At 72.6% G+C, this 25864-nt stretch carries 30 protein-coding genes and 1 pseudogene; 14 read left to right on the forward strand and 17 right to left on the reverse strand.

What is annotated here, in order from left to right:
- Positions 1-23: 23 nt before the first annotated feature.
- Positions 24-575 (forward strand): TetR/AcrR family transcriptional regulator, encoded by a 552-nt coding sequence (locus ACGFI7_RS30130; RefSeq protein WP_393410358.1) that lies wholly within the window; start codon positions 24-26, stop codon positions 573-575.
- Between the two features lie 78 nt (positions 576-653).
- On the opposite strand, the gene ACGFI7_RS30135 is transcribed toward ACGFI7_RS30130, so the two are convergent.
- Positions 654-1187 (reverse strand): MarR family winged helix-turn-helix transcriptional regulator, encoded by a 534-nt coding sequence (locus ACGFI7_RS30135; protein ID WP_393410361.1) that lies wholly within the window; start codon positions 1185-1187, stop codon positions 654-656.
- A 135-nt stretch (positions 1188-1322) separates the two neighbouring features.
- Here ACGFI7_RS30135 and ACGFI7_RS30140 point away from each other — a divergent pair, with 135 nt between their 5' ends.
- Genes ACGFI7_RS30140 through ACGFI7_RS30155 form a run of 4 tightly spaced genes read left to right on the forward strand, consistent with a single transcriptional unit; the run spans position 1323 to position 4645 of the window.
- Complete coding sequence (locus ACGFI7_RS30140) at positions 1323-1589, forward strand: arginine deiminase family protein (RefSeq protein ID WP_393410364.1); 267 nt, start codon at positions 1323-1325, stop codon at positions 1587-1589.
- A gap of 25 nt (positions 1590-1614) precedes the next feature.
- On the forward strand, positions 1615-2367 hold the full coding sequence (locus ACGFI7_RS30145) for a YqcI/YcgG family protein (protein WP_393410367.1): 753 nt from the start codon (positions 1615-1617) through the stop codon (positions 2365-2367).
- Positions 2364-3407 (forward strand): GNAT family N-acetyltransferase, encoded by a 1044-nt coding sequence (locus tag ACGFI7_RS30150; protein WP_393410370.1) that lies wholly within the window; start codon positions 2364-2366, stop codon positions 3405-3407. The genes ACGFI7_RS30145 and ACGFI7_RS30150 overlap by 4 nt, the downstream gene beginning before the upstream one ends.
- Entirely contained in the window at positions 3404-4645 is a 1242-nt protein-coding gene (locus tag ACGFI7_RS30155; RefSeq protein WP_393410372.1) for an MFS transporter, read from the forward strand. The genes ACGFI7_RS30150 and ACGFI7_RS30155 overlap by 4 nt, the downstream gene beginning before the upstream one ends.
- A gap of 65 nt (positions 4646-4710) precedes the next feature.
- Here ACGFI7_RS30155 and ACGFI7_RS30160 read toward each other — a convergent pair whose 3' ends face one another.
- From ACGFI7_RS30160 to ACGFI7_RS30185, 6 genes are all read right to left on the reverse strand, one after another.
- Complete coding sequence (locus ACGFI7_RS30160) at positions 4711-5559, reverse strand: class I SAM-dependent methyltransferase (protein ID WP_393410374.1); 849 nt, start codon at positions 5557-5559, stop codon at positions 4711-4713.
- A gap of 411 nt (positions 5560-5970) precedes the next feature.
- Positions 5971-8457 (reverse strand): FtsX-like permease family protein, encoded by a 2487-nt coding sequence (locus ACGFI7_RS30165; RefSeq protein ID WP_393410376.1) that lies wholly within the window; start codon positions 8455-8457, stop codon positions 5971-5973.
- The gene (locus ACGFI7_RS30170) at positions 8454-9155 is read right to left on the reverse strand and encodes an ABC transporter ATP-binding protein (RefSeq protein WP_393410378.1); all 702 of its coding nucleotides are present in this window, start codon (positions 9153-9155) and stop codon (positions 8454-8456) included. The genes ACGFI7_RS30165 and ACGFI7_RS30170 overlap by 4 nt, the downstream gene beginning before the upstream one ends.
- A complete protein-coding gene (locus tag ACGFI7_RS30175; protein WP_393410381.1) occupies positions 9152-9661 on the reverse strand; it encodes a PadR family transcriptional regulator in 510 nt (169 codons plus the stop codon). The genes ACGFI7_RS30170 and ACGFI7_RS30175 overlap by 4 nt, the downstream gene beginning before the upstream one ends.
- Before the next feature lie 72 nt (positions 9662-9733).
- Positions 9734-10879 carry an RNA polymerase sigma factor gene (locus tag ACGFI7_RS30180; RefSeq protein ID WP_393410383.1) on the reverse strand — a complete coding sequence of 382 codons (1146 nt, stop codon included), beginning with the start codon at positions 10877-10879 and terminating at the stop codon, positions 9734-9736.
- Positions 10880-10884: 5 nt separating this feature from the next.
- Positions 10885-11292 (reverse strand): YciI family protein, encoded by a 408-nt coding sequence (locus ACGFI7_RS30185; RefSeq protein ID WP_393410386.1) that lies wholly within the window; start codon positions 11290-11292, stop codon positions 10885-10887.
- A 109-nt stretch (positions 11293-11401) separates the two neighbouring features.
- On the opposite strand from ACGFI7_RS30185, the gene ACGFI7_RS30190 reads away from it, so the two are divergent.
- Together ACGFI7_RS30190 and ACGFI7_RS30195 are read left to right on the forward strand one after the other, a co-directional pair.
- On the forward strand, positions 11402-11947 hold the full coding sequence (locus ACGFI7_RS30190; protein ID WP_393410388.1) for an RNA polymerase sigma factor: 546 nt from the start codon (positions 11402-11404) through the stop codon (positions 11945-11947).
- Entirely contained in the window at positions 11944-12426 is a 483-nt protein-coding gene (locus ACGFI7_RS30195; protein ID WP_393410390.1) for a hypothetical protein, read from the forward strand. The genes ACGFI7_RS30190 and ACGFI7_RS30195 overlap by 4 nt, the downstream gene beginning before the upstream one ends.
- 13 nt (positions 12427-12439) lie before the next feature.
- On the opposite strand, the gene ACGFI7_RS30200 is transcribed toward ACGFI7_RS30195, so the two are convergent.
- The 5 genes from ACGFI7_RS30200 to ACGFI7_RS30220 all read right to left on the reverse strand — a co-directional run bounded on the left by ACGFI7_RS30200 (position 12440) and on the right by ACGFI7_RS30220 (position 16434).
- Positions 12440-12910, reverse strand: a complete 471-nt coding sequence (locus tag ACGFI7_RS30200; protein WP_393410392.1) for a hypothetical protein — start codon at positions 12908-12910, stop codon at positions 12440-12442.
- Positions 12911-13037: 127 nt separating this feature from the next.
- Complete coding sequence (locus ACGFI7_RS30205; protein ID WP_393410394.1) at positions 13038-13793, reverse strand: GntR family transcriptional regulator; 756 nt, start codon at positions 13791-13793, stop codon at positions 13038-13040.
- The gene (trpA, locus tag ACGFI7_RS30210) at positions 13790-14605 is read right to left on the reverse strand and encodes a tryptophan synthase subunit alpha (RefSeq protein ID WP_393410396.1); all 816 of its coding nucleotides are present in this window, start codon (positions 14603-14605) and stop codon (positions 13790-13792) included. The genes ACGFI7_RS30205 and trpA overlap by 4 nt, the downstream gene beginning before the upstream one ends.
- Entirely contained in the window at positions 14602-15807 is a 1206-nt protein-coding gene (trpB, locus tag ACGFI7_RS30215) for a tryptophan synthase subunit beta (protein WP_393410398.1), read from the reverse strand. Before trpB ends, trpA begins: the two co-directional genes overlap by 4 nt.
- 96 nt (positions 15808-15903) lie before the next feature.
- A complete protein-coding gene (locus tag ACGFI7_RS30220; protein WP_393410400.1) occupies positions 15904-16434 on the reverse strand; it encodes a TetR/AcrR family transcriptional regulator in 531 nt (176 codons plus the stop codon).
- Positions 16435-16492: 58 nt separating this feature from the next.
- Here ACGFI7_RS30220 and ACGFI7_RS30225 point away from each other — a divergent pair, with 58 nt between their 5' ends.
- The 4 genes from ACGFI7_RS30225 to ACGFI7_RS30240 all read left to right on the forward strand — a co-directional run bounded on the left by ACGFI7_RS30225 (position 16493) and on the right by ACGFI7_RS30240 (position 19876).
- Complete coding sequence (locus ACGFI7_RS30225) at positions 16493-16867, forward strand: VOC family protein (RefSeq protein ID WP_393410402.1); 375 nt, start codon at positions 16493-16495, stop codon at positions 16865-16867.
- A 43-nt stretch (positions 16868-16910) separates the two neighbouring features.
- The gene (locus ACGFI7_RS30230) at positions 16911-17648 is read left to right on the forward strand and encodes a VOC family protein (protein ID WP_393410404.1); all 738 of its coding nucleotides are present in this window, start codon (positions 16911-16913) and stop codon (positions 17646-17648) included.
- Between the two features lie 45 nt (positions 17649-17693).
- Positions 17694-18503: a DUF4184 family protein gene (locus ACGFI7_RS30235; protein ID WP_393410407.1), complete on the forward strand. Its 810-nt coding sequence runs from the start codon at positions 17694-17696 to the stop codon at positions 18501-18503.
- Between the two features lie 113 nt (positions 18504-18616).
- Positions 18617-19876, forward strand: coding sequence for a glycosyltransferase (locus tag ACGFI7_RS30240; protein ID WP_393410409.1), 1260 nt, complete (start codon positions 18617-18619; stop codon positions 19874-19876).
- Positions 19877-20012: 136 nt separating this feature from the next.
- On the opposite strand, the gene ACGFI7_RS30245 is transcribed toward ACGFI7_RS30240, so the two are convergent.
- Positions 20013-20408: a RidA family protein gene (locus tag ACGFI7_RS30245; RefSeq protein WP_393410539.1), complete on the reverse strand. Its 396-nt coding sequence runs from the start codon at positions 20406-20408 to the stop codon at positions 20013-20015.
- A gap of 99 nt (positions 20409-20507) precedes the next feature.
- Here ACGFI7_RS30245 and ACGFI7_RS30250 point away from each other — a divergent pair, with 99 nt between their 5' ends.
- On the forward strand, positions 20508-21482 hold the full coding sequence (locus ACGFI7_RS30250) for a helix-turn-helix transcriptional regulator (protein WP_393410411.1): 975 nt from the start codon (positions 20508-20510) through the stop codon (positions 21480-21482).
- Between the two features lie 16 nt (positions 21483-21498).
- Here ACGFI7_RS30250 and ACGFI7_RS30255 read toward each other — a convergent pair whose 3' ends face one another.
- The 3 genes from ACGFI7_RS30255 to ACGFI7_RS30265 all read right to left on the reverse strand — a co-directional run bounded on the left by ACGFI7_RS30255 (position 21499) and on the right by ACGFI7_RS30265 (position 23185).
- Entirely contained in the window at positions 21499-21981 is a 483-nt protein-coding gene (locus ACGFI7_RS30255; RefSeq protein ID WP_393410413.1) for a hypothetical protein, read from the reverse strand.
- A gap of 34 nt (positions 21982-22015) precedes the next feature.
- Positions 22016-22453 carry a zinc-binding dehydrogenase gene (locus ACGFI7_RS30260; protein WP_393410415.1) on the reverse strand — a complete coding sequence of 146 codons (438 nt, stop codon included), beginning with the start codon at positions 22451-22453 and terminating at the stop codon, positions 22016-22018.
- A 120-nt stretch (positions 22454-22573) separates the two neighbouring features.
- Positions 22574-23185, reverse strand: a complete 612-nt coding sequence (locus ACGFI7_RS30265; RefSeq protein WP_393410418.1) for a CGNR zinc finger domain-containing protein — start codon at positions 23183-23185, stop codon at positions 22574-22576.
- 86 nt (positions 23186-23271) lie between these two features.
- Between ACGFI7_RS30265 and ACGFI7_RS30270 the strand changes: the two genes are divergently transcribed.
- The gene (locus tag ACGFI7_RS30270) at positions 23272-24060 is read left to right on the forward strand and encodes an MBL fold metallo-hydrolase (protein WP_393410421.1); all 789 of its coding nucleotides are present in this window, start codon (positions 23272-23274) and stop codon (positions 24058-24060) included.
- On the forward strand, positions 24029-25333 hold the full coding sequence (locus tag ACGFI7_RS30275; RefSeq protein ID WP_393410424.1) for an MFS transporter: 1305 nt from the start codon (positions 24029-24031) through the stop codon (positions 25331-25333). Before ACGFI7_RS30270 ends, ACGFI7_RS30275 begins: the two co-directional genes overlap by 32 nt.
- A gap of 329 nt (positions 25334-25662) precedes the next feature.
- Here ACGFI7_RS30275 and ACGFI7_RS30280 read toward each other — a convergent pair.
- A pseudogene (locus ACGFI7_RS30280) lies at positions 25663-25836 on the reverse strand (Tn3 family transposase); the annotation flags it as partial.
- Positions 25837-25864: the final 28 nt, after the last annotated feature.

The raw sequence follows: 25864 nt of genomic DNA on the forward strand, positions 1-25864 counted from the left end.
AGGTGTCCACATACAATCGGGGTATGGAGAGAGCCGACGCCGCGCGCAACCGCGCCCGGATCCTCGAGGCGGCCGCGCAGCTGTTCGCGGAGCGGCCGCCGCAGGACGTGACGATGGACGACATCGCCAAGAGGGCCGGAGTCGGGCGCGGCACCCTCTACCGCCGCTATCCCGACCGCGCGTCGATCGCCGTGGCGTTGCTCGACGAGCACGAGCGGGAGCTGCAGGAACGCCTCCTGCGCGGGGAGCCGCCGCTGGGCCCGGGAGCGCCGCCGGCCGAGCGGCTGACCGCCTTCTACGCCGCCATGGTCCGGCTGCTGGAGGACCACGCCCACCTGGTGCTCGGTTCGGAGGTCGGCCGCTCCCGGCTGGAGACCGGCGCGTACGGCTTCTGGCGTGCCCACGTGCGCTCCCTGCTGGTCGCGGCGGGGACGCCGGGGCCGGACGCGCTGGTCGACGTGCTGCTGGCGCCGCTGGCGCCCGAGGTTTACCTCCATCAGCGCACGACGCTGGGTCTGCCCCGGGAGCGGATCGCCGAAGCGCTGGCCAGGCTTACGAGCGTGCTCGGTGCGTAAGAAATCTACAACGTAAAGGCGGTGGGTGAGTTCACAAACCACTCACCCAACCCAAAACCCTTTCATCAAAGGGGAGGGTCAGGGCTCGGAGGTGGTCGCCGCTCGGTGGGCTTCGAGGGTCGGGCAGGGGACGCACACCTGGTGGTCGCAGAGGCGGCAGGTGGTGTGCAGGCTGCGTCCGTCGCTGCCCTGGTGGTGCAGGATCGTCTCGAGGATGTCGGAGAGTTGCTCGCGTTGGCCTGGGCTGAGGGGTTTCAGCAGGGCGGCGAGGGCTTCCTGGCGGGCGGTGAGGACCTCGCCGACGACCTGTCGTCCTTCGGGGGTGAGGGAGACGAGGACTCGGCGGCGGTCGGCTTCGTCGTCGCCGGCGTGGCGGGTGGCCCAGCCGGCTTCCTGGAGGCGGTTGACCAGGCGGGTGGTGCCGGAGTGGGTGAGGAAGAGTGCTTTGCTGAGTTCGTCGACGAACAGGTCGCCGAAGGTGGCGAGTGCGACGAGTCCGGCTGCGAGTGATTCGGATTTGCCGGGCAGGGTGGTCTGCCAGGCGTGGCGGACGTGGTCGGCGGCCACCAGTGCGCTGGCGCCGTACAGGTTGGCCGCTCGCTCCAGGCTCACTGTGCGAGTCTAACGACCAGTTCAGACGGTGACCAAGTGCGTGGTGGAGGCGGGTGGACGTTAGGGCTTCGATGTGGGCGGTATATGTGCTTGACGCACGCAACAAAGTGCATCGTCGGCGCATCTGGAGCTGCCATGAGCCTTGACCGGGCGCATCCCCTCGAGTCGGGCACCAGTCTCGGCGCGGAGTCTCTCGTGGCCGATCGGGAGCAGTGGGATGACGGCAACAACGTGTTGACGTTGGCTGCGGGCGTGGTGGTCAGTTATGAGCGGAACGAGCGGAGCAATGAACTGCCGGCCGAGCACGGGATCGAGGTCGTGCCGGTTCCGGGGGCGGAGCTGGGCCGGGGTCGTGGTGGTCCGCGCTGTCTGTCGTGTCCTCTTATTCGTGAGCCTGTCTGATTCCTCGTAGGAGAAGGAGCCTGTCATGGGTCGTATCGTTGCCGGAGGCCGTTCGCGTCTGCTGACCAGGGAGGATCTGGCGGGCGGCGCCTGTCAGGGGTGGGTGAGGGAGGCGTACGAGGCTTATCGGGCGGTGATCAGTGATCCGGGTTTCCCTTGTTATTTCGGTACGATGGCCGAGGCGCAGGGGCACATCCGCTATACGTGGGTGGCGGGGGAGCGGGATCTGGGGGTGTTGGCTGCGACGTTGAGGGAGTTCGTGGCGCTGTCGCGGGCTCATCCGCGTCGTCGTCACCTGCTCATCGCGTTCTTCGCTGATATGGGTGGGCTGGACTTCGCCGGTCATGAGCGGCGGTTCTGGGAGACTTTGCGGTGGTTACGGGCGCGGGATTCGGAGCCGTGGCCTGCGGACGTCCCGGACGATCCCGACGATCCGGGGTGGGAGTTCTGTTTCGCCGGTGATCCCATGTTCGTCTTCCCGTGCATCCCGGCTTACGAGCGGCGTCACAGCAGGCGGATGGGTGATCATTTCCTGATGTGCTTTCAGCCGAGGCGGGTGTTCTTCGGGACCAACCGGGACGATCCGGGTGGTGAGCGCATCCGGCAGCGGATCTATGACCGGGTCCGGCGCTGGGACGACGTTCCTCCGCATCCTGCGCTGGTGGAGCTGGCTTACGGCGACACGGAGATGCGGGAGTGGAAGCAGTACGTGCTGCCGGACGCCAACGTCCCTCTGGCGGGCCGCTGTCCGTTGCACGTGGACAGGGGGCCTTCGTGAGCACGGTGATGGAGCCGGATCTCGGTACGGTCTGCGGCCGGGTCTTCGCCACGGAGGGCTGGCAGGACGCCTGGGTGGCGGGCGGGATGGAGTCGCCGTCCCGGGTCGCCCGGTTGTGGGCCGGCGGGGTGCCGGTCATGTCGCAGCTGGTCACGCACTCGCCTTTGTGGCGTGGGTACGAGGGCGACGCGGGCGTGCCGCCTGTGTGGGAGGGGCCGGTGGCGTACTTGTCCAGTGTGTACGCCGTGACGAGCCCGCTGAACCAGGTGCCGGCGGGTGAGGCGGGTTCCGTGGTGCCGGGGGCGGTGGCCGGCGCGGTGGAGACGGCCCGGGAGTGGGGCGCCGAGGCGCTGGTGGTCACGAATCTCGAGCCGGGGCCTGCGCTGGAGGCGCTGGAGGCGCTGGAGGCTCCTGATGCTCTCGTCCGGCTCGACGCGACGTGTCGCGTGCGTCTGACGGGCGGGATGGACGGCTATCTGGGGCGGCTGGCGACGGCTCATCGGGGGCGGTTGCGGCGTTATCACCGGCGTGGCGGGGAGGCCGGGCTGACTTATCACGACCGGGATGTCGCCGCGGCCGGTCCGGTGCTGTCTGCGTTCGCGCGGCTGACCCGTCAGTCGGCGGAGCGGCACGGCACTCCGCCGCTCTACAGTGAGGCGGCGTTGCGGGCGCTGCTGGAGGTGCCGGGGACGCGGTTGCTCAGCGCCGATCTCGACGGGCGGCCGGCGGCGGGGTTGTTGTCGTTCGAACGGGACGGTTGTCTGGTCCTGTGGGCGGCGGGTATCGACTACGCCCTGCTCAAGACCCATTTCCCGTACTATTTCCTGATCTACGAGGCGGTCGCGGCGGCCGCCGGCCGGGGCTGCCGGTGGGTGGACTTCGGGCGCGGCAATCTGGAGTTCAAGCAGCGGCTGGGGTTTCATGCGGTCGATCTGTGGAGCCCGGTGTACGTGCTCGCGCCGGGGCGCAGGGCCCGCTATGCCGAGCGCCTGGCGGAGATGCACCGCGGTATCAGCGATTTCCTGGGCAGGCCCGGATGAGTGTCCGGGCCGGCGTGCGGTTGCGGCTGGTGGCGCTGCTGGGCGCGGTCGGTGTGGCGAACGTGGCCTACACCGTGCTGATCCCGTTCGTGCCGACGCTCAGCTCGGTGTTCCAGATGAGCGCGGTGCTCATCGGTGTGGCGTTCGCGGGGTTCGCGGCGACCAAGGCGCTCAGCCAGCCTGTCGGGGGCTGGCTCGTCGACCGGATCGGCGGCCGGACGATCGCGATCGCGGGTCTGGCCGTCACGGCGGTGGCCACCGCGGCGCTGGCGGTGGCCACCACGGGTGCGCAGGTGGTGGCCTGCCGGTTCGTGTGGGGGATCGGGGAGGGGCTGGCGATGCCGGCGCTGTACCGGCTCACCGCGCAGCTGGGGAAGGAGTCGGGGCACGGTTCGGATCGGACGCTGGGCTGGTTCGGGACGGCGGCGGTGGCCGGGATGACGGTGGGGCCCGGTCTCATCGCCGTGCTGTCCGGGGTGATCGACTTCCGGTCGGCGTTCGCGGGCGGGGCGGTGCTGACGGTGGTCGCGACCGTTCTGGTGGCGCTGGCCTTCCGCCGCGGCGGGCCCGGGGAGGGCGGCCCGGCGGGCGGGGGGCCGCCCGCGCCGGCGGAGGGTGCGGAGCGGCTTTCCCGTCTGCCGCTGATCCCGCTGGTCGTCGTGCTGGGGGTGCTCGATCTGGCCAACAACGCGGTGTACGCGGCGCTGGAGCCGCTGTTCCCGCTGCACGGTACGGGGTTGCTGGGCGCCGGGGAGAGGGCGGTGTCGCTGAGTTTCTTCCTGGGGCTGGTCGTCTTCGCCGTGTTCTCCTGGGTGGGCGGCCGGGTGATGCATCTGTCTCGCGGCTTCCCCTTGGCGGCGGTGGTCTTCGCCGTGCAGGCGGCGGCTCTGGCGCTGGCCTGGGTGACGGGTTCGTACGGGGTGTTCACCGCGGCCTTCATCGCGCTCATGGCGGTGCAGCCGCTGGTCTACGTCAACATGCGGGCTGTCATCGGGCGGCTCGGGGAGGGGCGTCAGGGATGGGCGTTCGGCTGGTTCGGGCTGGTTTCCGATCTCGGCTGGGTCGCCGGGCCGCTGGTGGCCACGGTCGCCTACGAGATGTTCGGCGCCGGCAGTTTCGCGTTGTTCGCGGTGGTGGCTCTGGTGGCCTCGGCTGTGGGGGCGGCGGCGTTCCCGTGGCTGCGTGCGCCGTTCCGGCAGGATCCGGGCCGGCCGGTGCGGGAGGCCACGTCGGCCTGACCTCCGGTGCCCGGGAGCCGGGAGGACGGGTGCCGTCCTCCCGGTCTCCCGTGGTTGTCGGCCTGTCAGGCGGGCTTCACCGCTTCGGCCAGGATGTAGTAGCCGTACCGGCTGAACGGGGGAGTCTCGTTCAGGGCCGTCTCGAGCTGCTCGACGATGGCGTAGATGCCCGGGTCGGCGAGGATCTGGTCGGCGACCCAGGCGGCGAGCAGGCAGTTCCCGCGCAGGCGCGCGGGCAGCAGCCCGGCCTCCGAGAACAGCTCCTCCAGTTCGTCGGGGAAGAAGCTGAACCAGGGGGCCACCCGCTCCTCGCCGTCGCGGGTGCCGGTGAAGACCAGGGTCTTGTTGTCGACGTCGGTGATGTCGACGGTCGCGAACCGGTCGGCCCGGGTGAGCTGCTCGAACGCGGCGTTCTTGACCCCGGTGAGGATGCGGCCGCCGGGCCGCAGCACCCGGGCGATCTCCGCGACCGCGGTCGGCCGCGCCTCCGGCGGGATGTGCATGAGGGCCAGCGTGCTGGTGATGACGTCGAAGCTGTCGTCGGGGTAGGGCAGGTCGCACATGTCGCCCTGGTCGAACCGGATGCCGGCGCCTTCTTGCTCCGCCTTGCGCCGGGCGACGGAGAGCATCCCGTCGCACAGGTCCAGGCCGACGACCTGCTTGGCCAGTCTCGACAGGGGGATGGTGAGCCGTCCGGTGCCGCAGCCGAGGTCGAGCACGGTGTCCTCGGGCCCGACGCGGCCGAGGATGAAGTCGAGTTCGGTGTCGATGAAACGGCGGTCCGCGGCGGTGAGTCCGGGAATGCGGTCGTCGTACTCGTCGGAGATGAACTCGTAAACTTGCCTGATGGCTTCTTTCGTCTGCGCGGTTTTTTCTGTCCGGCCGTTGTGCGTGCGGTGCGCGGTCTGAGTCATGCGACGTTTCTCCTGGTCTGAAGAAATGATGGGGTGACGATTCGCAGGGTGTGGGCGATAATCGCGCCCGGCGATTGTTTGCCCTGCTTTTGTTGGGAATGAAAGGCGCGCGTCATAGCCCTCTTGAACAGGGGTGATGCGTGCTTTTCGGTGCGTTTGAGAACCCGGTAACGGCTTGATGGGGGATCTCGTAAAAGGGTGGTGAATCGTCTCGAATTTTTCGCGCGGGCTGCTCGGGCCTCCTTTCGGAATGGTGAGCCCACTTCATACCCGTGCATCATGAATGAATCGCGGTGACTCGTTGATTTTTTAGGCCGGGCACGCGGCCGGAACGGCGTGGCGGGTTTTACCTTGACTTCTTCACCTTGTGTAGGTGAAGTGCCGGGATAAGTAATCGGGAAATGCGGCGGGTCACAGCGGCCGGGGTGGGAACGGCGGCCTCGTCCGGGTGATGAGCGCCGCGGCGGCGGCCAGCAGAGGCAGGCCGGCGACCATGGCGAGGACGAACGGCCACGGTATGGCGGTCGTGACGGGGTCGCCGGCGCCGTACGTCGTCGTGGACCGGCTCAGCGCCACGCCGGCGACCAGTCCGGCGAACAGCCCGGACAGCGCGCCGAGCCCGGAGATGTAGAGGGCCTGGCCGGCGACGACGGTGCGCAGGATGCTGGGGGGCGCGCCGATGGCCAGCATGGTGGCGCGTTCGGGGCGCATGTCGTTGGCGGCCAGGCGGGTGGCGGTGAGGGTGCCGCCGACGACGATGACGAGCGACCCGGCCAGCCAGGCCCACAGCTGGGGGTCGGACAGGTGGCTGTATCCGGGTTCGGCGGCGATGGTGACGCGGGAGGTCACGTTGTGGAGGCTCTTGTGGAAGTCGGCGCCGGGGAGTTCGCGCATGGCGTAGAGCTGGCGGGCGGTGGTGGTGAAGCCCTCCTGTTCGACGAGGGCGCGGGGGAGGAGGGCGCCGCCCTGGTGCGGGTCGGCGGGGGTGGCGAGGACGGCGGGGACGTGGAAGGTGCGCGGGGAGCCCTTGACGGAGCCGGCGCGGATGGTCAGCTTGCCGTCGCGGACGGCGGCCGGGTCGAAGACGACGGCTTTGCCGCTCGCCAGCGCGGCGGCGGCCTGGGGGTCGTGGCGTCCTTGGAGGAGGGTGAGCAGGTCCTGGCCGCCGACGGCGACGGTGCGGCGGATGCGTTTCCCGTTCCAGCGCACGGCGTAGCGCAGCGCGTAGCGGTGGCCCTGGGCGCCGCGCACCTGGTAGCCGGTGGCGAAGGGGACGCCGGGCAGCAGGCGGGTGGCGGTGGCGCGGAGTTCGTCCCAGTCGGTGTCGCTGATGGTTCCGGCCCAGATGGCGAGCGTGCCGGTGGGGCGGGCGGAGGTGTAGGCGTCGCGTTGGTCGATGTAGGTGCTGTGGGCGCCGATGCCCACGGTGATCGCTATGGCGGTGACGGCGGTGACGGCCGCCGCGGCGCTGGTGGTGCGGGCGCGGTGGCGGGCGGCGTCCCGTACGGACAGGCGGAGGGGAAGGGGCAGGCGCGCGGCGGATCGCGCGGTCAGGCCGATCAGCCAGGGGGTGAGGGCGAGCAGGCCGAGCACGAGGAGCAGCAGCGCGGCGGCGATCAGCCAGCCGGAGTTCGGCTGGCGGCGCGAGACGAACGCGACGGCGAGTCCGGCGAGGGCCATGAGCGCGCCCGCGAGGGGCCACCCCGGCCGGTCGGCGGTGGCCGGGGTGCGGCCGGCCAGGATGAGGGCGGTGTGGTGGCGGGCGGCCTGGCGGGCGGCCTGGTTGGCGGGGATCAGCGCCGCGGTGACGGCGGCGGCGAGGCCGAGCGCCGCGACGGCCAGGATCGAGGCCCAGGGGATGTCCAGGGGGCCGATCTGTCCTGTCCGCTGGGCGATGACGGTGGCCGACAGGCCTCCGGCGGCGATGCCGAGCGCGGTCGCGAGCAGGACGGCGGTGCCGCCGAGGAGGAGCCCGTCGGCCAGGACGATCGTGCGGAGGTGGGAGGGGGTGGCGCCTTGCGCGGTGATGGTCGCGAGTTCGTGGCGTCGTCTTTGCAGGCCGACGGCGAAGGCGGGCCCGGCCAGGAGGGCGATCTCGAGCAGCACCATGATCGCCGCGGCGGAGAACCCGACGGTGCGCTGCAGGTCGGGCATGGGGATCGGGGGTGTGGCGGTGACGGCGGCCCGGGAGGTCACGTGGAGGCCCGCGGTGTTCAGCCGGGTGATGGCGTCCCGGGTGACGGGTCCGGTGGTGTCGGCGAGCCAGCCGGCGCCGCCGTCCCAGAAGTCGTCGAAGGGCGTGAGCGGCAGGTCGGGGCCGGTGACGGCGCGTAGCGAGGGCCGGTGCGGGTGTTCGATCACGCCGGAGACGGTGAGCGGTGTGGCGCTGCCGGTGAGGGTGACGTGGTCGCCGGGGCGCAGGCCGAGCGCGGGCGTGACGGCGATCTCGCCGGTGCCGGGGAACGCGCCTTCGGCCAGGGGGAGCATGCCCCGGGTGAGAGGGTCGCGCAGGTCGGTCTCGACGGCGGTGAGCTGTTCGGCGCCGAGACGGACGGTGCCGGTGCCGTAGGGGACGGTCCGGGACCCCGGTCCCAGGAGGGCGGTGACGTCGGCCGGTCCGGGAGTGGGGCGCGGGGTGTCGCCGGACTGCCAGGTGGCGCCGCCTGGGGTCTGCCGCAAGGTGGTGTCCGCCGGGAGGACGGTGAGGCGGGCGTCGGCGGTGCCGAGGTCGGCGGTGAGGGACTCCCGCGCCGAGACGGTCATGGTCGCGGTCAGGGTGAGGAGCGCGGTGACGATCAGGACGGGTAACCCGATCATGACCATGATCAGGGCGCTGCGTCCCGGGGACCGGCGGGCGTTGCGGCGGGCCAGGCGTAGTGCGGCCGGGGTGATGCTCATCGGGTGCTCGTCAGCGGGGTGCCGGTGGTGTCAGTGGTGTCGGCGATCCGGCCGTCGCGGAGGAAGACGACCCGGTCGGCCCAGGCCGCGTAGCGGGGCTCGTGCGTGACGAGCAGGACGGTGGCGCCGGCGTCGGCGCGCTCACGCAGGATGCGGAGGATGTCGTCGCCGGCGCCGGTGTCGAGCGCGCCGGTGGGTTCGTCGGCGAGCAGGAGGCGTCGTTCGCCGATGAGGGCCCGGGCGATGGCGACGCGCTGGCGCTGGCCGCCGGACAGTTCATCGGGGAAGCGGTCGGCGAGGTGGTCGACGCCGATGTCGGCGAGCGCGGTCATGGCTTCCTGGCGGGCTCGGCGGGGGCGGGCGCCGTCGAGTTCGCGCGGGAGCATGACGTTCTCGGCGGCGGTGAGCGAGGGGATGAGGTTGAGGTCCTGGAAGACGTAGCCGACGGTGCGGCGTCGCAGCGCGGCGAGGTCCCGGACGGTGGCGAGGTCGTGCTCGCCGATGTGGACGGTGCCGGAGGTGGGCCGGTCGAGCCCGCCCGCCAGGTTGAGCAGGGTGGACTTGCCGGATCCGGACGGGCCCATGACGGCCAGGAGTTCGCCGGTGCCGGCTTCGAGGGTGACGTGCTGGAGCGCGTGCACGGTCGCGGCTCCTTCGCCGTGGGTTCTGGTGACGTCGCTCAGCCGTACGTGGGTCATGCCTTCTCCTGGAGTACGGCTTCGCAGTGGTCGAGCCAGCGTTGCTCGGCTTCGGCCTGGAAGATCATGGAATCGATCACGAGGGTGTGGGCGGTGCCTTGGGTGGTGGCGCGTTTGGCCTGCGTGAGGTGCTGGAGGGTGCGCATGGTGGCTGTCCGTTGCTTGCGGATGACGTCGGTGATGTCCACTTCTTTGGCCGCGACGGCCATGGCCAGCTTGATGACGAGTTCGTCGCGTGGCCGGTCGGTGGGGGTGACCGGGGTGTCGAACCATCGCGTCATCTCGTGGCGGCCGGCCGCGGTGATGGTGTAGACGACGCGGCCCTGGTCGTCGGATTCGCCTGGCTGGACCAGGCCGTCGCGTTCGAGGCGGGCGAGCGTCGTGTAGACCTGGCCGATGTTGAGCGGCCAGGTCGCCCCTGTCGACGTCTCGAACTCGCCCTTGAGCTGGTAGCCGTGGCGGGGGCCCCTGCTGAGGAGCGCGAGGAGGCCGTGCCTGATGGACATAAATACTCAGTATGCATACGCAGTATGCGTCAGGCAAGCGCGCCGAGCCCCCGGCGCGGGGAAGGGGAGGCGTCAGCCGCGCAGGCGCGCGTTGAGCCGGGCGGCCTGGCGGGTGAGGTGGGCGCGCTCGGGCAGGCTGGGCGCCGAGCGGGCGGCCTCGGCGTAGAGCCGGGCCGCGGTCACCGGGTCGCCGTCGCGTTCGTGCAGGTAGGCGGCGACGGCGGTGTGGCGGGGCAGGCCGGGGTCGAGCTCGGCCAGGGCCGCGAGCCCGGCCTTGGGGCCTTCGGACTCGCCGACGGCGACGGCGCGGTTGAGGCGGGCCACCGGGCTGCCGGTGAGGCGGACGAGCTCGTCGTACCATTCGACGATCTGCGCCCAGTCGGTCTCCTCGACCGTGGGGGCGTCGGCGTGGAGCGCGGCGATGGCGGCCTGGGCCTGGAACTCGCCGAGCCGGTCACGGGCGAGCGCCGCCTGGAGCACCTCGACGCCTTCGGCGATCAGGCGGGTGTCCCACCGGCCGCGGTCCTGCTCGGCGAGGGGGATGAGGCTGCCGTCGGGGGCGGTGCGGGCCGGGCGGCGCGCGTGGTGCAGCAGCATGAGGGCGAGCAGGCCGGCGACCTCCTCGTGACCGGTCATGGCCACGAGCCGGCGGGTGAGCCTGATCGCCTCGCCGGCGAGGTCGACGTCGCCCGAGTAGCCCTCGTTGAAGACCAGGTAGAGCACGCGCAGCACGGTGGCGACGTCGCCGGGCCGGTCGAACCGCACGCCCGAGACGGTGCGCTTGGCCCTGCTGATGCGCTGGGCCATGGTGGCCTCCGGCACGAGGTAGGCCTGGGCGATCTGGCGCGTGGTCAGGCCGCCGACGGCGCGCAGGGTGAGCGCGACGGCCGAGGCCGGGGTCAGGGACGGGTGCGCGCACAGGAAGTACAGCTGGAGGGTGTCGTCGGCGTCCTGGCTCGGGCCTGGCGCGGGCTCGTCGCCGGCGCGCAGCTCGCGGTGCCGCCGGGAGGCGTCGGCGCGGGCGGCGTCGAGGAACTTGCGCCAGGCCACGGTGATCAGCCAGCCCTTGGGGTCGCGCGGCGGGTCGTCCGGCCATCCGCGCACGGCCTCGATGAGGGCCTCCTGGACGGCGTCCTCGGCCGCGGCGAAGCCGGCGCCGCGGCGGACCAGGACGCCGATCACCGTCGGGGTGAGGGCGCGCAGCAGGGTCTCGTCCACGGGCGTCACTCCGTGATGGTCGGCAGCTCGCCCAGGAACGGGCGGATCTCCAGCCACTCGTGGATGGGCTCGCCGTTCGCGCCCGGGGCCGCGGACAGTTCCGCGGCCACCTCCAGGGCTCGCTCGTAGGTGTCGACGTCGATCATCATCCAGCCGGCGATCAGGTCCTTGGTCTCGGCGAACGGGCCGTCGGTGACCGGCGGCCGCCCCTCGCCGTCGTAGCGGACGAACGTGCCCTCGGGCGAGAGGGCCTGCTCGCCGATGAACTCGCCGGTGCCCTGGAGCCGGGCGGCCAGGTCGCTCATGTAGGCGATGTGGGCCGACACCTCCTCCGGGGTCCACTGGTCCATCGGCACGTCGTTGACCGCCTTCGGCGCGCCCCTGTAGTGCTTGAGCAGCAGGTACTTGGCCATCTCGCTCCTTGGATGTGGTGGTGACCATTGTGGCGGAACCGGGCACCTGGTTCCCGGCGTGAACCCGGCGGGCCGTTCCCCCGACTGTGCGGGGTGACGGGAGGACGAGATGACCGATGAGCTGCTGGTGGTCCGCGCCCAGCTGGGCGAACGGGCGGCGCTGGCCGAGCTGGTGGCCCGGTGGCGGGTGCCGGTGTGGACGTACGTGCGGCGGATGCTGGACGCCGAGCGGGCCGACGACGTGGCCCAGGAGGTGTGGCTGGCGGTGGTCCGGGGCCTGCCCCGGCTCCGGGAGCCGGACCGGTTCGCGCCGTGGCTGTTCACGATCGCCCGCCGCTCGGTGACCGACCGGCTGCGCGGCGAGTACGCGCGGGCGCAGGCGGCGCCCGCGGCCGAGACGGCCATCGAGACGGTCGCCGGGACGGCCGCCGAGGATCCGGTGGAGGCGCTGGTGGATCGGGCCGCGCTGGTGGAGGCGCTGTCGGCGCTGCCGGTGCCCGAACGGGAGATCCTCGTCCTGTTCTACCTGGAGGACCTGCCGGTGGACGCGTGCGCGTCCATCTGCCGGATCCCGGCCGGGACGGTCAAGTCGCGGCTGAACCGTGCCCGTCGGCTGTTGCGTGAGCACCTGGAGAAGGAGGGATACCCGCTATGACCGAAGAGCCTCGTTTGTCGGCCCGGGATCTGATCGGGCGGCTGGAGCCGGCGCTGTCGGCCCGGGTCAGGATCCGGGCGGTGACGGCCCTGCTGGCGGGCGCCGCCGGGGCGGTGTTCGTGAGCGCGTTGTGGTGGACCGAGCCCGGCCCGCTGCCCGGCCACACGCAGGCGGCGTTCGCGCTGTCGGCCGTGTTCTGCCTGGCGTGGGCCTGCTACGGCGGGTGGCTGCTGACGCGCCGGGTACCGCTGTTCGCCACCGACCGGCTCGTCGCCGCCTATCTCGGCCTGGTGGCCTCGCTGGCCACCACGGGGGTCGTGACCGCGGTGGCCGTCCAGCGCGGCACCGGGGCAGGGCCTGCCCTGGTGGTCGGCGGGCTGCTGGTGGCGCTGAGCCTGACCCTGGCGGTGCGGGCCCACGCCCGGCGCGCGGCGCTGCTGCGCCGCGCGCGCGAGCTGGCCGGCGAGGAGGACCGGTGACCTCCTCCTACGGTCACAGGCCGGTCATCACCAGGCTCAGGTAGTACCAGTAGCCGTTGCCGAAGAGGTGCCTGGAGATGTAGGCGATCTGGCCGGTGGCGAGCTGGGCGCAGGTGGAGCCCTGGGCGGTGACCGAGCCGAGTTCGTCACCCTGGCCGACGGCGGGCGGGGTGACCTCGCGCACGCTGAACTTCGCCGAGGTGCCGGTGCCGATCGTGGTGGTCGGGTTGGCGAAGTTGCCGGAGTAGGCGGTGTCGCCGTTGTTCATGGCGACGTACTGGCCGCCGCTGGGGTACATGTAGCCGGCGAGGTTGATCTTGATCTCGTCGCCGTTGTTCTCCTCGGTGTCGTAGGCGTCGAGGTAGTTCACCTCCACCCGGCACGTCGCGGCCGAGGTCGTCGCGGCGGCCGGGGCCGCGCTCGCGGTGGCGGCGGCCAGTCCCGCCGCCAGCGCGAGCGCCGTCATGAGCTTGTGGGATCGCATGCCGTTCTCCTTGAGAGAGTCCTGCTTCGTTGGGACTCCTCAGAGTGCGGCGGGCGGCGCGGGCCGTCCGTGGCCGAATACGCGCTCCATCCGCGCCCTTTTGCCGGGTCAGCCGGCGCCGGGGCGGTCAGCTGACGACGCCCCAGGTGAGGGACAGGCCGGTGGCGGCGCGTTCGGTGCGGATCTCCATCATGCTGCCGAGGATGGTGGCGTGGTCGGACACCACCGGGGTGGCGTCGAGGGTGTAGGTGATGCGGGTGCTGACGAGCACCGGGCTGCCCTGCGGCTCCAGCAGGTGGCGGGCGGCGGCCGGGCCGAGCAGGCCGGGCCGGACCGTCTCGGCGGCCCGGGCGACCGTCACCCCCGCGTCGGCGAGGGCGGTGTAGAGGGACACGGCGGTGAAGTCGCGGTCGCGGATCTCGTCGGCGACCGGACGGCGGATCCAGGACACCTGGTGGACGGCGGGGCGCCCGGCGAACTCGCGGACCCGCTCCAGCCGCAGGGCGCTGTCGCCGGGCCGCAGCCGCAGCTCGGCCGCGATGCGGGCGGGGGCGCGGCGCACCGCCCGGCCCGCCACCGCGGTGCGCACGTCGTGACCCTGCCGGCGCAGGTCGTCGGCCAGGCTGCGCAGCGAGTCGAGCTGGTAGGCCAGGTGCGGCGGGGCGACGAAGGTGCCTCTGCCGGGCTGCTGCACGATCAGCCGCTCGTCGCTGAGCTCCCGCAACGCCTGGCGCAGCGTCATGAGGGTCACCCCGTAGGAGGCGCTCAGCTCCCGCTGCGGCGGCAGGGCCTCGCCGGGGGCGTACTGCCCGGACCGGATCTTCGCGGCGAGGTCGGCGGCGATGGCGCGGTATCTCGCCTCGTGCCCGGCGTCGGCGGTCATCGTGGTGGGTCACACTCCTGGTCGAGGGCTTGCCGCAGGGTCGAGAGGAAGACCCGCAGGTCGTCCGGCCCAGCCCCGTCGAGCACCCGCCGCATGACCGCGGCGCCGACCACCACGCCGTCGGCGTGCCGGCGGGCCTCGCGTGCCTGGTCCGGGGTGGAAATGCCAAATCCTAGCAACACCGGCCGGTCGCTGACGCGCCTGATCCGCCCGGTGAGCCCGGCCGCCGTGGCGGCGAGGCCGGCCCGCTCGCCGGTGGTGCCCATCAGCGACACCGCGTACACGAATCCGCGGCTGCGCTCGGCGATCTCCGCCAGGCGCGGCCGCGGCGTCGCCGGCGAGGCCAGCAGGGCCAGGTCGATCCCGGCGGGGGCGGCCGCGGCGGCGAGTTCGTCAGCCTCGTGCACCGGCAGGTCGGGCACGATCAGGCCGCCGGCGCCGGCCCGGCGCAGCGCGGCGCAGAACGCCTCGGGGCCGTCGTGCAGCACCAGGTTGTAGTAGGTGCTGGCCACCAGCGGCACGCCCAGGTCCGGCAGGCCGGACAGGTCGGCGAGGACCCGGCGGGTGCTCGCCCCACGGGCCAGCGCCGCCGCGCTAGCCCGCTGGATGGTGACGCCGTCCAGCGTGGGGTCGGAGAACGGCAGGCCGACCTCGATCGCGTCCGCCCCGGCGTCGGCGAAGGCGCGCAGATAGTCCGTCCAGCCGGGGGTGATCCCGGCGGTGACGTACGGCATGAGCAGGCCGCGGCCGGCGTCGCGGCGGGCCCGCAGGTGGCGTTCGACCGCGCCCACGGCCAGGGCCGGGTTCGTCACAGCAGCTCCTTCAGGGTCGAGACGTCCTTGTCGCCTCTGCCGGACAACGTCATGAGCACCGCCGAGCCGGCGGGCAGGTCGCCGTCACCGGCGGCGCGGATCACCCAGGCGAGCGCGTGGGCCGATTCGAGGGCCGGCAGGATGCCCTCGGTCCTGGCCAGCCGGACGGCGGCGGCGATCGCCTCCTCGTCGGTGACCGTGACGTAGCGGGCCCGGCCGAGGTCGCGCAGGTGGGCGTGCTCCGGGCCGACCCCCGGGTAGTCGAGCCCGGCGGCGACGGAGTGCGCCTCGGTGATCTGGCCGTCGTCGTCCTGCAGGAACAGCGAGCGGCAGCCGTGCAGGACGCCGAGCCGGCCGAGGGACGCCCCCGCGCCGCCGTGCGCCTCGACGCCGACCAGGCGCGCCGGGGTGTCGGCGAACCCGGCGAAGGTGCCGGCCGCGTTGGAGCCGCCGCCGACGCACGCGACCACGTAGTCCGGGACGCCGGCGGGCAGCGCCGCGGCGCACTGCCCCCGGGCCTCCTCGCCGATGACCCGCTGCAGCTCCCGGACCATCCACGGGTACGGGTCCGGGCCGACGACCGAGCCGATGCAGTAGTGGGAGTCGCCGGTCGCGCCCACCCAGTGCCGCATGGCCTCGCTGGTGGCGTCCTTGAGGGTGCGGCTGCCCGTGGTCACCGGGACCACTTCGGCGCCCAGCATGCGCATCCGGAAGACGTTCAGAGCCTGGCGCTCGATGTCGCGCTCGCCCATGAACACCGTGGCCTGCAGCCCGAGCAGCGCGGCGGCGGTCGCGGTGGCCACCCCGTGCTGGCCCGCCCCGGTCTCGGCGATCAGCCTGCGCCGTCCCATCCGGGTGGCGAGCAGGGCCTGCCCCAGCACATTGTTGATCTTGTGGGAGCCGGTGTGGGTGAGGTCCTCGCGCTTGAGATAGAGCCGTACGCCCAGCTCCCGCGACAGCCGGCGCACCGGCGTGAGCGGGGTCGGGCGTCCGGCGTGCACGGCGAGCAGATCCGCCAGGGTGGTGCGGAACCCGGGATCCGCCCAGGCCTCCCGGAACGCCTCCTCCACCTCGCGGCAGGCCTCCACCAGCGACTCCGGCGCGTACCGCCCGCCGTACCCGCCGAACCGGCCCCGCGCCCGGGGCTCGCCCATCGTGCTGTCCGGCGGGGCCGGCTCCCGCCACGGCGACAGGTTCCGCATGCCACACTCCTATCGTTCTATAACTCTTGAAGGAGTTCTATAACAGCGAGTGTGGCATGGGCCGGCGTGGACGCGCCAGAGGTCCCGCTGGATTCCTCACGCGCCGCCGGGCGGGTGCGGCCGGAGGGCGGCGAGCGCGGCGCGGGCCTGCTCCGGCGGCGCGCCTTCGGCGATCGCCGCGAGCGCCGCGCGCCAGGCGGCCGCGAGCACGCGGCCCAGAACCGGCGACGGCGGAACGGCGCTCCGGCTGAGCAACTCGGCCAGCCGGTCCCGCCCCGCGTCCGGGGGAGGGTCTCCCAGGATGCGGAGGAAGTTCTCGCCGGCGGCGAAGTCCAGCCCGACCAGCATGGCGGCCGTCACGGCCGCCGCGCCGTCGGAGGTCGTCGCCGCGGCCGCCATCGCGCCTTCCATCCGGTCCAGCAGCCGCCGTTCGACATCCTGCCGTACGAAGACGTACAGGCCGAGCTTGCTGCCGAAGTGGTGGTAGATCGCGCCTGTGGTGACCTCCGCCGCGGCCGCCAGCTCGGTGACCGTGACCTCGTCGAACGGGCGCCCCCCGAACTCTCTGACCGCGGCGAGCACGAGCCTGCCCTTGGGGGAGGTGGAAACCGGAATCCATTCTTGCACTCGAACATAATGACGTTATGCTGAGGACAAATCCAGTTACGAACGAAGGGCAAGCGCCATGAAGCTCGAGTTCCTGTTCGTCCCCACCTCCGACCTGAAGGCCTCGCTCGGCCTCTACCGCGACAGCCTCGGTTTCACCGAGCGGTGGCGCGAAGGCGACACGACCGTCGCGCTGGGGCTGCCGGGCACCGACACGCAGCTCATGCTCGACGCCCACGACCCCGCCGCCCCCGTCGCGCCCGTGTTCGTCGTCGACAGCCTCGACGCCTTCCACGCCGCCCGCCCCGAGACCCTCACCGTCGTCGAAGCGCCCGCCGAGATCCCCGGCGGATTCAAGGCCGCCTACCAGGACCCGGGCGGCGCGACCATCATCGTCATGGACCAGTCCGCCGACCAGTCCGCCGGCCAGTCCGCCGGCCAGGGCACCCCGTAACGGGGTTCACCCCCATCAGCCCGGCCGCCCTAGGGTGGGCCGCATGAGGATGCAGCTGGTGCAGGTGAACGTCAAGGCCAGGGACGACGCGGCCCTCGGCCGGTTCTGGGCGGACGCGCTCGGCTGGGGCGTCTCCAGCGAGGGGCCCGGCGTCACCAACGTCGAGCCCGTGGGCTTCTCGTGGCCCGACCCCGCCGCCGTCTGCGTCGACGTCGTCACCGTCCCGGACCCCGAAACGGTGCAGTACCGCGTGCACCTCGACCTCGCCACGACCTCCGCCGACCATCACGCCCGGCTGGTCACGCGGCTGAAGGAGCTCGGGGCGACGCCCGCCGGCACAGGCCGGGGCGACGCGCCGTGGACGGCCCTGGCCGACCCGGAAGGCAACGTGTTCCGCGTCCTGCAACCCCGGGAGATCTACCGCGACACCGGGCCGATCGCCGCGGTGGTCGTCGGCTGCGCCGGCCCGCGGGCCATGGCCCGGTTCTGGGGCGAGGCGATCGACTGGACCGTCCAGGAGGTGAACGACGACCATGCGCGGCTGCGCTCCGCCAAGGGCGTCGGGCCGTACCTGGAGTTCGTCCGCGAGCCCGGCACGCCGACCGGGCGCAACCGCGTCCACCTCGATCTGCTGCCCTACCCCGGCGACGATCAGGCGGCGCAGGTGGCCCGGCTGGAAGCCCTCGGCGCGACGCCGGCGAGCGTCGGCCAGGGCGACGTCCCGTGGATCGTGCTGGCCGACCCGGAGGGCAACGAGTTCTGCGTCCTGGCCCCGGCCTGACACGCCGGCGGGACATATCGATCAAGAACGTGACGATAATGGCGGGTGCCCTTCACCTTGAGCCACGTCGTGGCGATCCTGCCGGTGCGGCGGTGGCTGCCGCCGTCGGCGCTGGCCGTCGGGGCCGTGGTACCCGACGCGCCGTACTACCTGCCGCTGCCGTTCTCGTCGGCGAGCACGCACGCCTGGTGGGGGCCGTTCGTGCTGGGCCTGCCGGCGGGGATCGTGCTGCTGGCGGTGTTCCGCTGGGGGCTGCGGGCGCCGCTGGCCGCGCTGGCTCCCGCCGGGCTGCGGGCCCGGCTGCCCGATCCCGCGCGGCCGCGGCCGGTCGCGGTGGTGGCGGCGCTGCTCACCGGGATGGCCACCCATCTGGCGTGGGACGCCTTCACGCAGGTGGGAGGGTTCGCGGTGGCGCACTGGCAGGTGTTGCGCGAGCCGGTCGTGGGCGCGCACCGGGTGTTCAACGTGCTGATGTACGTCAGCTCGGCGGGCGGCCTGGTGGTCCTGGGCGTCTGGTTCGCGCTGTGGTACCGGCGGGCGCCGGTCCGTCCGGTCCGTCCGGTCCATCAGGCACGGCCGTACCCGGCGAACCGGGCGCGGGGAATCGTGGTGGCCGCGACGGTGCTGGCCGCGGCCGTCGGCGCCGCCGTGGGGGCGACCTCGGAGCGAGCCGCGGTGAGCGACTACGACCTGGTGCGGAGCACCATCTTGGGAGGCGCCGACGGCGTGGCGCTGGTGCTGGCCTGTCACGTGCTCGCCTGGCACGGCTGGCACGGCTGGCACGGCTGGAGCGTGTCCGGCCGCCGACGGGAAGGAGCTCACCGGGCGCCGGAACGGGAAAGGGCAGGGACCTGACGCTCCCTGCCACTACCAAGCTATAGCGCACGGGGGGTCTTGCCACAAGGCCCTGGTCGTACCGCACAATCGCCCTTCGACACCGGAACGCTCGGGAAACAGGGGGCCGCGGAATGCGGGTTGTGCTGGTGACCTACGGGTCGCGCGGGGACGTCGAGCCGATGACCGGGCTGGCGCCGCGGCTGCGGGCGCTGGGCGCCGAGGTGCGGCTGTGCGCGCCGCCCGACTTCGCCGAGCTGGCAGGCGGCGTCGGCGTGCCGCTCACTCCTCTCGCCTGGCCGATCCGCGCACTGGCCACGGGGGCGGTCCCCGGCAAGGAGCGGGCGGGCCTGTCCGGCATCGCCGCCGAGCTGACCGCCATGGCCTACGAGGCGGTCAGCGGGGCGGTCACCGAGGCGGTCACCGGGGCGGTCACCGGGGCGGCCGGGGGCGGCGCCGCGGTGGTGGCCACCGGCTCCTTCCCGGCCGTGGCCGGGGCGCGGGCGGCGGCCGAGAAGCTGGGCGTGCCGTACGTGTTCACGTCCCTGTCCCCGTGCTACCTGCCGTCGCCGCATCACCCGCCGGGCCCCTGGCCGGGCCAGGTGATCCCCGCCGGGGTCACCGGCAACCGGGAGCTGTGGGACCTCAACGCCGAGCACATGGACGCGCTGCTCGGCGAGACGATCAACGCCCACCGGACGTCGGTCGGCCTGCCGCCGGTGAACGGCATCCGCGACCACGTCTTCACCGCCCACCCGTTCCTGGCGGCCGACCCCGTCCTGGGGCCGTGGCAGGAGACGCCCGAGCTCGACGTGACCCAGACCGGCGCGTGGATCCGCCCGGACGAGCGCCCCCTTCCGGCCGATCTGGAGGAGTTCCTGGCCGCCGGCGCGGAGCCGGTGTACGTCGGCTTCGGCAGCATGCGGGTACGGGGCGCCGAACCGGAGGAGGTCTCCCGGGTCGTCGTCGAGGCGGCCCGGAGCCAGGGGCGCCGCGTCGTGCTCGGGAGCGGCTGGGCCGACCTGGCCCTGACCGACGACGGGGACGACTGCTTCGTCGTCGGCGAGGTCAACCAGCAGGCGTTGTTCCGCCGGGTGGCCGCGGTCGTGCACCACGGCGGCGCGGGCACCACGACGACGGCGGCGCGGGCCGGGGCGCCGCAGGTGATCGTGCCCCAGCTCGCGGACCAGCCGTACTGGGCGGGCCGGGTCGCCGAGCTGGGCATCGGCACCGGCCACGACGGCCCGACCCCGACCGCCGGGTCCCTGTCGGCCGCGCTCCAGGCCGCCCTGACCTCCGGGACGCGCGCCCGCGCGGCCGCCGTGGCCGGGACGATCCGCGCCGACGGGGCGGAGCGGGCCGCCGAACTCCTGCTCGGCCGCGCGACTCGCTGACGAGCAGACACGTGATCAGGCCGCCCCGGTCCGGGTCCGCGGCACGTCGCGCGGTCCGCCCTCGACGGCGGGCAGGAGGCTTGAGGGCCATCCCCATCCAGGAGATGGCCCGAGCGGTGTCATGATTCCAGGGACGTCAGGCGACCGCGGTGCCCTCGAGTTCGACCAACAGGGCGGGGATCGCCAGCCGGCTCACCCCGAGCATCGTGGAGGCCGGCGCCACCCCGGCGGCTCCCAGCCGCGACGCCAGCACGCCGTACTCCCGCATGAGCAGGTCGACGTCGGTGGTGTAGACGTTGAGCCGGACGAGGTTCGCCAGGGACATGCCGCCCTCGCCGAGCACGGCCTCCAGGTTGTCGAGGCACAGCGCCAGCTGCGCCGCCATGTCACCGGCGTGCTGGGGCTCGCCGTCCTTGCTCATCGCGGTCTGGCCGGCGCAGTAGAGGGTCCGGCTGTGGCCGGAGACGATCTCACCCTGGTTGTACCCCAGCGCCACCGACCACGCCCACGGGTTGACCGCCGTACGCTCCATCGTCACATCAGCTCCATTCGCCTCGCGTTCGGGATGTCGGTGATCAGCCTCGCAGCGGATACACGACATCCTGTGTCGTGTATCTCGTAGAGTTTGCGCATGCGCGCCGATCGGTTGGTCTCGCTGGTCCTGCTGCTGCGGCAGCACGGCCGGATGTCGGCGACGGCGCTCGCCCGCGAGCTGGAGGTGTCCACCCGCACCGTGCTGCGCGACATCGAGGCGCTGTCCGCGGCCGGCGTCCCGGTCTACGCCGAACGCGGGCGGAACGGCGGGTTCGCGTTGCTGCCCGGCTTCCGTACCGAGCTGACCGGGCTGAACCACGACGAGGCCCTCGCCCTGCTGGTCGCCGGGTCGCGGCGCGGCGCGCAGGCGTTCGGCCTGGGCTCGGCGCTCGCCTCGGCGATGCTCAAGGTGGTGGACGCGCTGCCCGAGAGCTATCGCGACACCGCGGCCGGGGCGGCCGAGCGGCTGCTCATCGACCCGGAGACCGACCTTCTCTCGCGCCGGCTGACCGAGGAGGAGGTGCCCGACGCCGTCGTGGCCGCGGTCCTGCGGGCCGTGTTCGCCGGGCGCAGGCTGCGCATCCACTACGCGGCCGAGGACCAGGCCCCGAAGTGGCGTACGGTCGACCCGATCGGCCTGGTCACCGTGCGCGACCGCGGCTATCTGCTGGCCACCAGGTCCGGCGCGGACCGCACCTACCGGCTGTCCCGCGTCCTGGCCGCCGAGGAGCTTCCCGAACCCGCGCAGCGGCCGGACCGGGTCGACCTGGACCGGGCCTGGCAGGAACGCAGCACCCGGTTCCGGGCCGGCGGCGACCAGGTCACCGTGCTGGTGCGGCTGGACCCGGCGCGGCGGGAGGACCTGGTGGGCACCGCGCTGGCCGTCCTGTCGGAGGAGGCCGACGCGGACGGCGCGCTGCGGCTGGAGGTGACCTTCCAGGACCCGCGACACGCCCGGTGGGCGCTGTGGCAGCTCGGTACGTTCGCCGAAGCCCTGTCACCGCCGTGGTTGCGCGCCGCCCTGCACGACCGCGCCGCCGCGATAGCCGCCCGCTACGCGGCGTCGCCCTGACCGGCGCCTGCCCCGGTCACATGCAGCGCAGTTCCAGCAAGGAGCCGCTGTACTCGCCGTCCAGGTGGATGATCATCGAGCTCACCGTCGAGGCGCCGGGCTCGTCCATGGGCGTCCAGACCGTGAGTTCGTAGTCGCCGGCCTGGCCGTCGGGGTCCTCGATCCGCGCCCGGCGATAGTGGTCCAGCATCTCCTGGACGGGCCGGTCGGTGGAGAGCTCGAAGCGGATGGTGTACCAGCAGTCGCCGGAGTCGCCGGTCACCTCGACGTGGGCGTCGACGTACCCGACGTCCGCTCCGGGCGGCGGATTCTCCCTGATGTGGTCCGCCATGCGCGCCAGCCGGTGGTCGGCGAGCCACACCGGCGCCTTGACGATCGCCGCGAGCAGCAGGAACGGCAGCAGCGGCAGCAGCGCCAAGGCCAGGCAGCCGAGCCGGCGAGCCGCCCGTGAACGCCCGGACGCTTGGGGAGGCGAGGGTGGGTCCTGGGGGGTCGACACGGGTCACATGATCGCGTATCGCGGCCGGGATCGGTCAATCCGCGGCGGCCGGTGCCACGTCCAGCACCGCCTTGCCCGCGATCTTCCGGTCGAGCAGGGTCTGGGCGGCCTCGGTGACGTGGTCCCAGGCGCCGCGCCAGCCGACCTCCGGCGAGAGCCTCCCGGCCGCCACGAACTCCAGCAGGGTGGACAGGTCGGGGCCGACCTCGTGGACGTCGCCGAACGCGCTGATCGTCCTGGCCGGGCCGAGGGAGAACAGCGAGTGCGGCGCGAACACCGCCGGTTCGTCCGACGCCCAGCCGATGCTCTGCACGTCCCCGCCCGGGGCCAGGAGCTGCCAGGCCTCGGTCAGCTGCCGCCCGCCGACGGTGTCCAGGATCAGATCGACCGGCCGGTCGACGCTCTCCAGCCCGACCACGACCTCGTCGGCGCCCAGGGCGGCGAGGCCCTCGCCGCCGGCCGGCGACCCCACCGAGCTGGAGCAACACGCCGCATAGGCCAGTGTCGCCGGGCAATTCCCCGGAGACGTGAAACGCCGGTGACGCAAGACCAGGCTCCGGCCTGGCGGATGCCGGCGAATCAGGAATGAGGATCACCGAGATTCTCCGAACGGCTTCGACTGGGTGCGTCGGGCGTAGGCGCGGGCGGCGCGGGCGCGGTCGCCGCAACGGGTGGAGCACCAGTGGCGGCGACCGTGGCACAGCAGGAAGCGGTTGCAGGGGGCGGACCCGCAGAGGGTGAGGCGGTGGGCGTCTGGACCGGTGAGGAGGTCGGCCGCGTTGGCCGCAAGGGTCGCGAGAGCCCGATCGAGGATCTCGTTGGTGGGGCACGGCGCCGAGCGGTAGGGGCCATGCTTTTCGTCCCAATACAGCAGGGCGGCTGTGGGGGCCCCGCTCAGCGCGTCATTGACGGCGGACAGAGCCGCGGGCAAGGCGGGCAGCCCGGACACACGGGCGGCGAACAACGCCCTGAGGTGTTCGCGCAGTGAGCGCAGTTGCGCCGCGCACATTTCCTGCACACCGGCATTGGCCGGAGCCAGGCCGCGTTCGGTGAGCCACTGATTCGTCGTCGCCGGAGTGCCGAGAAGGTCGACGAACCGCCCACCAGGCAGCGCGATGGCGCTGTTGACGAAATCGAGGGCGAGATAGTCCGCCGCCCCTGGCACGGGCGGCAACACAGACTCGGCGGTCAGGGGCTCGCTCATAGCTCTCATGGTACGGCTTGCATTGATCCGTGAGGCACCGCTACCGTCTCTCACGGATAACCCACTTTCATCCGTGAGGTCCTTCGTTGGCTGGTACCAGCACGAGCACTGAGCAGATCCCCATCCGCGTCCTCGGCGGCCCGACCGCCCTTTTCGCATACGGTGGCCTGCGATTCCTGACCGACCCGACCTTCGACGCTCCCCGTGACTATCACGTGCCGGGTGGCCAGCTGATCAAGACGGCGCCCTCCTCTGTCGATCCTGCCGACCTCGGCCGCATCGACGTGGTCTTGCTCTCCCATGACGAGCACCCCGACAACCTCGACGACTCCGGCCGGGCACTGCTCGCCGACGTCCCGCTGACCCTCACCACGCCCGGAGGCGGGCAGCGCCTGGGCAAGGCGGCCAAGGGGTTGGCCGACTGGGAGTCGATCGAGCTGGACCGTCCCGGTGACGGCACGATCACCGTTACGGGCGTGCCCGCCATCCACGGGCCCGGCGCACGCGAGGAGGTCGAACTGATCACTGGGCAAGTCGTCGGATTCGTCCTGACCGGGGAGGGCCTGCCCACGGTCTACGTCAGCGGCGACAACGCCTCGCTCGACCTGGTCAAGCAGATCGCCGAACGCTTCGGTCCAGTGGACACCGCCGTCCTCTTCGCCGGGGCTCCCCGCTTCGACGTCCTCTTCGGGGGCGCGCTGATCGTCCTGGACAGCGCCCAGACCGCCGAGGCCGCCAAGATTCTCGGCGCCCGCCGGGTGGTACCCGTCCACTACGACAGCTGGGCGCACTTCACCGAGGGCCGCGACGAACTGGTGGGCGCTTTCACCGCCGCTGGGCTGCTTGATCACCTGGACCTGGGCGACCGGGGTTGAGTTCGTGACGACTCCCGTGCCTGCCCTGATAGGTCACCCTCCGCCGTCTCAGGCGCAGCGCCGCATCCTGATCGCCTTGATCGCCGCCCAGATCCTCAGCGGCGCCGGACTGGCGGCCGGCGTGACCGTCGGTGCCTTGCTCGCGCAGGACATGCTCGGCGCCACCAGCCTGGCCGGTGTGCTCAGTGCCCTGGGCACCGCCGGTTCCGCGCTGGCGGCCGTCGCGGTGGGGCGCATCTCTCAGGCGCGCGGCCGCCGTCCCGGCCTTACCGCCGGCTACCTCGCCGGCGCCATCGGCAGCGCGGGCGTCATCGCCGCCGCCGTCGTCGGCAACCCCGTCCTGCTGTTCGTCGCGATATTCGTATACGGCGCCGGCACGGCCACCAACCTGCAGGCCCGCTACGCCGGAGCTGACCTGGCGGCACCCACGCACCGTGCCCGCGCCGTGTCCGCCGTGCTGGTGGCCACCACCCTGGGCGGCGTGGTCGGCCCCACCCTCACCGCGCCCACCGGCGGCCTCGCTGAGGTGCTCGGCATCCCCTACCTAGCCGGGCCGTTCCTTCTTGCCGGGGCCGCGTACGCGACAGCCGCTCTGGTCCTGGCCATCTGGCTGCGCCCCGACCCGCTGCTGCTGGCCCGCACCCTGGAGGACGAACACACCGCCGCGGCGAACGCGCCACAGGGCGACGCCGGCGACCGGCCGCGACCGGCGGGGGAAGGACGCCGCTCGGGCGCACTGTTCGGCACGCTGGTCATGGTGGTCACCCAGCTCGTCATGGTCGCGATTATGACGATGACACCCGTCTACATGCACGACCACGGCCACGGCGCCGCCGCCTCCGGCCTCGTCATCGCCATCCACATCGGCACGATGTACCTGCCCTCGCCCTTGACCGGCTGGCTCGTCGACCGCTACGGCCGCCTCACGATCGCCGCCGCCTCCGCGCTGACCCTGCTGGCCGCCGGAATCGTTACCGCCAACGCCCCCGAAGACTCCATCGCCCCGCTCGCGGCGGCCCTCGCGCTGCTGGGCCTGGGGTGGAACCTCGGCCTCGTTACCGGCACCGCAATCATCACCGACGCCGTCCCACTGGCCACCCGCGCCAAAACCCAGGGCCTGGTCGACGTCTCCATCGCCATCGCCGGCGCCACTGGTGGGATGGCATCGGGCCTCGTCGTCGCCGTTGCGGGCTACCCTCTCCTTGCCATCGGCGGCGGCATCCTGGCGCTGGTCATCGTGCCGGCGGTTGCCACCGCATCGCGCAGCCGGTGAGCGCCGGCCCGCTTCCCTTCAGAACCGCTTCGGCGCACACCACCGCCCGGGTCCGGGGCCGAAATCACTGCCACGCACGCATTCGTCCGCGCCCCGCCGCAAACCCCCTCCACTGGAGCGGATGGGCGTTCGCCCGAGCACGGCCGTGCCACCTCCAGAAGGAACCTTGACACCACCCACCATGGCTGGGGCCCCGACACGGCCGATCCGGACGATCCCCGCAGCGCCCGCTGCGCACTTCTGCTCCGGGCCTCTCCGCCGGGTTGCCCTCCTTCGGTGCCCGCGCGGTGCTGCCGAGCGACAGGCGCTTGGCGACGTCCAGCCGTACCTCACCCGTAGGGCTGGACGTGCTGCCAGCACAGCGGGGTCAGCCCACGCCGGTCGGCGGGCTTGAGTAGCTTGACCCATTCCGGATCGGCCAGGACGTCCTGCAGCATCAGCGTGTTGATGTACACGAGCGCGGCCTGGAGGATGCGCAGGCACAACACGCTCATCTCCAGCTCCTCCGCCGCGCATGTGCGTGGGCGGCTG

The sequence above is a fragment of the Nonomuraea sp. NPDC048826 genome, assembly GCF_043198225.1.
GTDB lineage: Bacteria > Actinomycetota > Actinomycetes > Streptosporangiales > Streptosporangiaceae > Nonomuraea.

What these genes read in the sequence shown, in the direction of transcription:
- ACGFI7_RS30130 (WP_393410358.1), top strand. Translation starts at nt 24, where the DNA reads ATGGAGAGAGCCGACGCCGCGCGCAACCGCGCCCGGATCCTCGAGGCG.
- ACGFI7_RS30140 (WP_393410364.1), top strand. Translation starts at nt 1,323, where the DNA reads ATGAGCCTTGACCGGGCGCATCCCCTCGAGTCGGGCACCAGTCTCGGC.
- ACGFI7_RS30145 (WP_393410367.1), top strand. Translation starts at nt 1,615, where the DNA reads ATGGGTCGTATCGTTGCCGGAGGCCGTTCGCGTCTGCTGACCAGGGAG.
- ACGFI7_RS30155 (WP_393410372.1), top strand. Translation starts at nt 3,404, where the DNA reads ATGAGTGTCCGGGCCGGCGTGCGGTTGCGGCTGGTGGCGCTGCTGGGC.
- ACGFI7_RS30160 (WP_393410374.1), bottom strand. Translation starts at nt 5,559, where the DNA reads ATGACTCAGACCGCGCACCGCACGCACAACGGCCGGACAGAAAAAACC.
- ACGFI7_RS30165 (WP_393410376.1), bottom strand. Translation starts at nt 8,457, where the DNA reads ATGAGCATCACCCCGGCCGCACTACGCCTGGCCCGCCGCAACGCCCGC.
- ACGFI7_RS30170 (WP_393410378.1), bottom strand. Translation starts at nt 9,155, where the DNA reads ATGACCCACGTACGGCTGAGCGACGTCACCAGAACCCACGGCGAAGGA.
- ACGFI7_RS30175 (WP_393410381.1), bottom strand. Translation starts at nt 9,661, where the DNA reads ATGTCCATCAGGCACGGCCTCCTCGCGCTCCTCAGCAGGGGCCCCCGC.
- ACGFI7_RS30185 (WP_393410386.1), bottom strand. Translation starts at nt 11,292, where the DNA reads ATGGCCAAGTACCTGCTGCTCAAGCACTACAGGGGCGCGCCGAAGGCG.
- ACGFI7_RS30190 (WP_393410388.1), top strand. Translation starts at nt 11,402, where the DNA reads ATGACCGATGAGCTGCTGGTGGTCCGCGCCCAGCTGGGCGAACGGGCG.
- ACGFI7_RS30195 (WP_393410390.1), top strand. Translation starts at nt 11,944, where the DNA reads ATGACCGAAGAGCCTCGTTTGTCGGCCCGGGATCTGATCGGGCGGCTG.
- ACGFI7_RS30200 (WP_393410392.1), bottom strand. Translation starts at nt 12,910, where the DNA reads ATGCGATCCCACAAGCTCATGACGGCGCTCGCGCTGGCGGCGGGACTG.
- ACGFI7_RS30205 (WP_393410394.1), bottom strand. Translation starts at nt 13,793, where the DNA reads ATGACCGCCGACGCCGGGCACGAGGCGAGATACCGCGCCATCGCCGCC.
- trpB (WP_393410398.1), bottom strand. Translation starts at nt 15,807, where the DNA reads ATGCGGAACCTGTCGCCGTGGCGGGAGCCGGCCCCGCCGGACAGCACG.
- ACGFI7_RS30225 (WP_393410402.1), top strand. Translation starts at nt 16,493, where the DNA reads ATGAAGCTCGAGTTCCTGTTCGTCCCCACCTCCGACCTGAAGGCCTCG.
- ACGFI7_RS30230 (WP_393410404.1), top strand. Translation starts at nt 16,911, where the DNA reads ATGAGGATGCAGCTGGTGCAGGTGAACGTCAAGGCCAGGGACGACGCG.
- ACGFI7_RS30240 (WP_393410409.1), top strand. Translation starts at nt 18,617, where the DNA reads ATGCGGGTTGTGCTGGTGACCTACGGGTCGCGCGGGGACGTCGAGCCG.
- ACGFI7_RS30245 (WP_393410539.1), bottom strand. Translation starts at nt 20,408, where the DNA reads ATGGAGCGTACGGCGGTCAACCCGTGGGCGTGGTCGGTGGCGCTGGGG.
- ACGFI7_RS30250 (WP_393410411.1), top strand. Translation starts at nt 20,508, where the DNA reads ATGCGCGCCGATCGGTTGGTCTCGCTGGTCCTGCTGCTGCGGCAGCAC.
- ACGFI7_RS30265 (WP_393410418.1), bottom strand. Translation starts at nt 23,185, where the DNA reads ATGAGCGAGCCCCTGACCGCCGAGTCTGTGTTGCCGCCCGTGCCAGGG.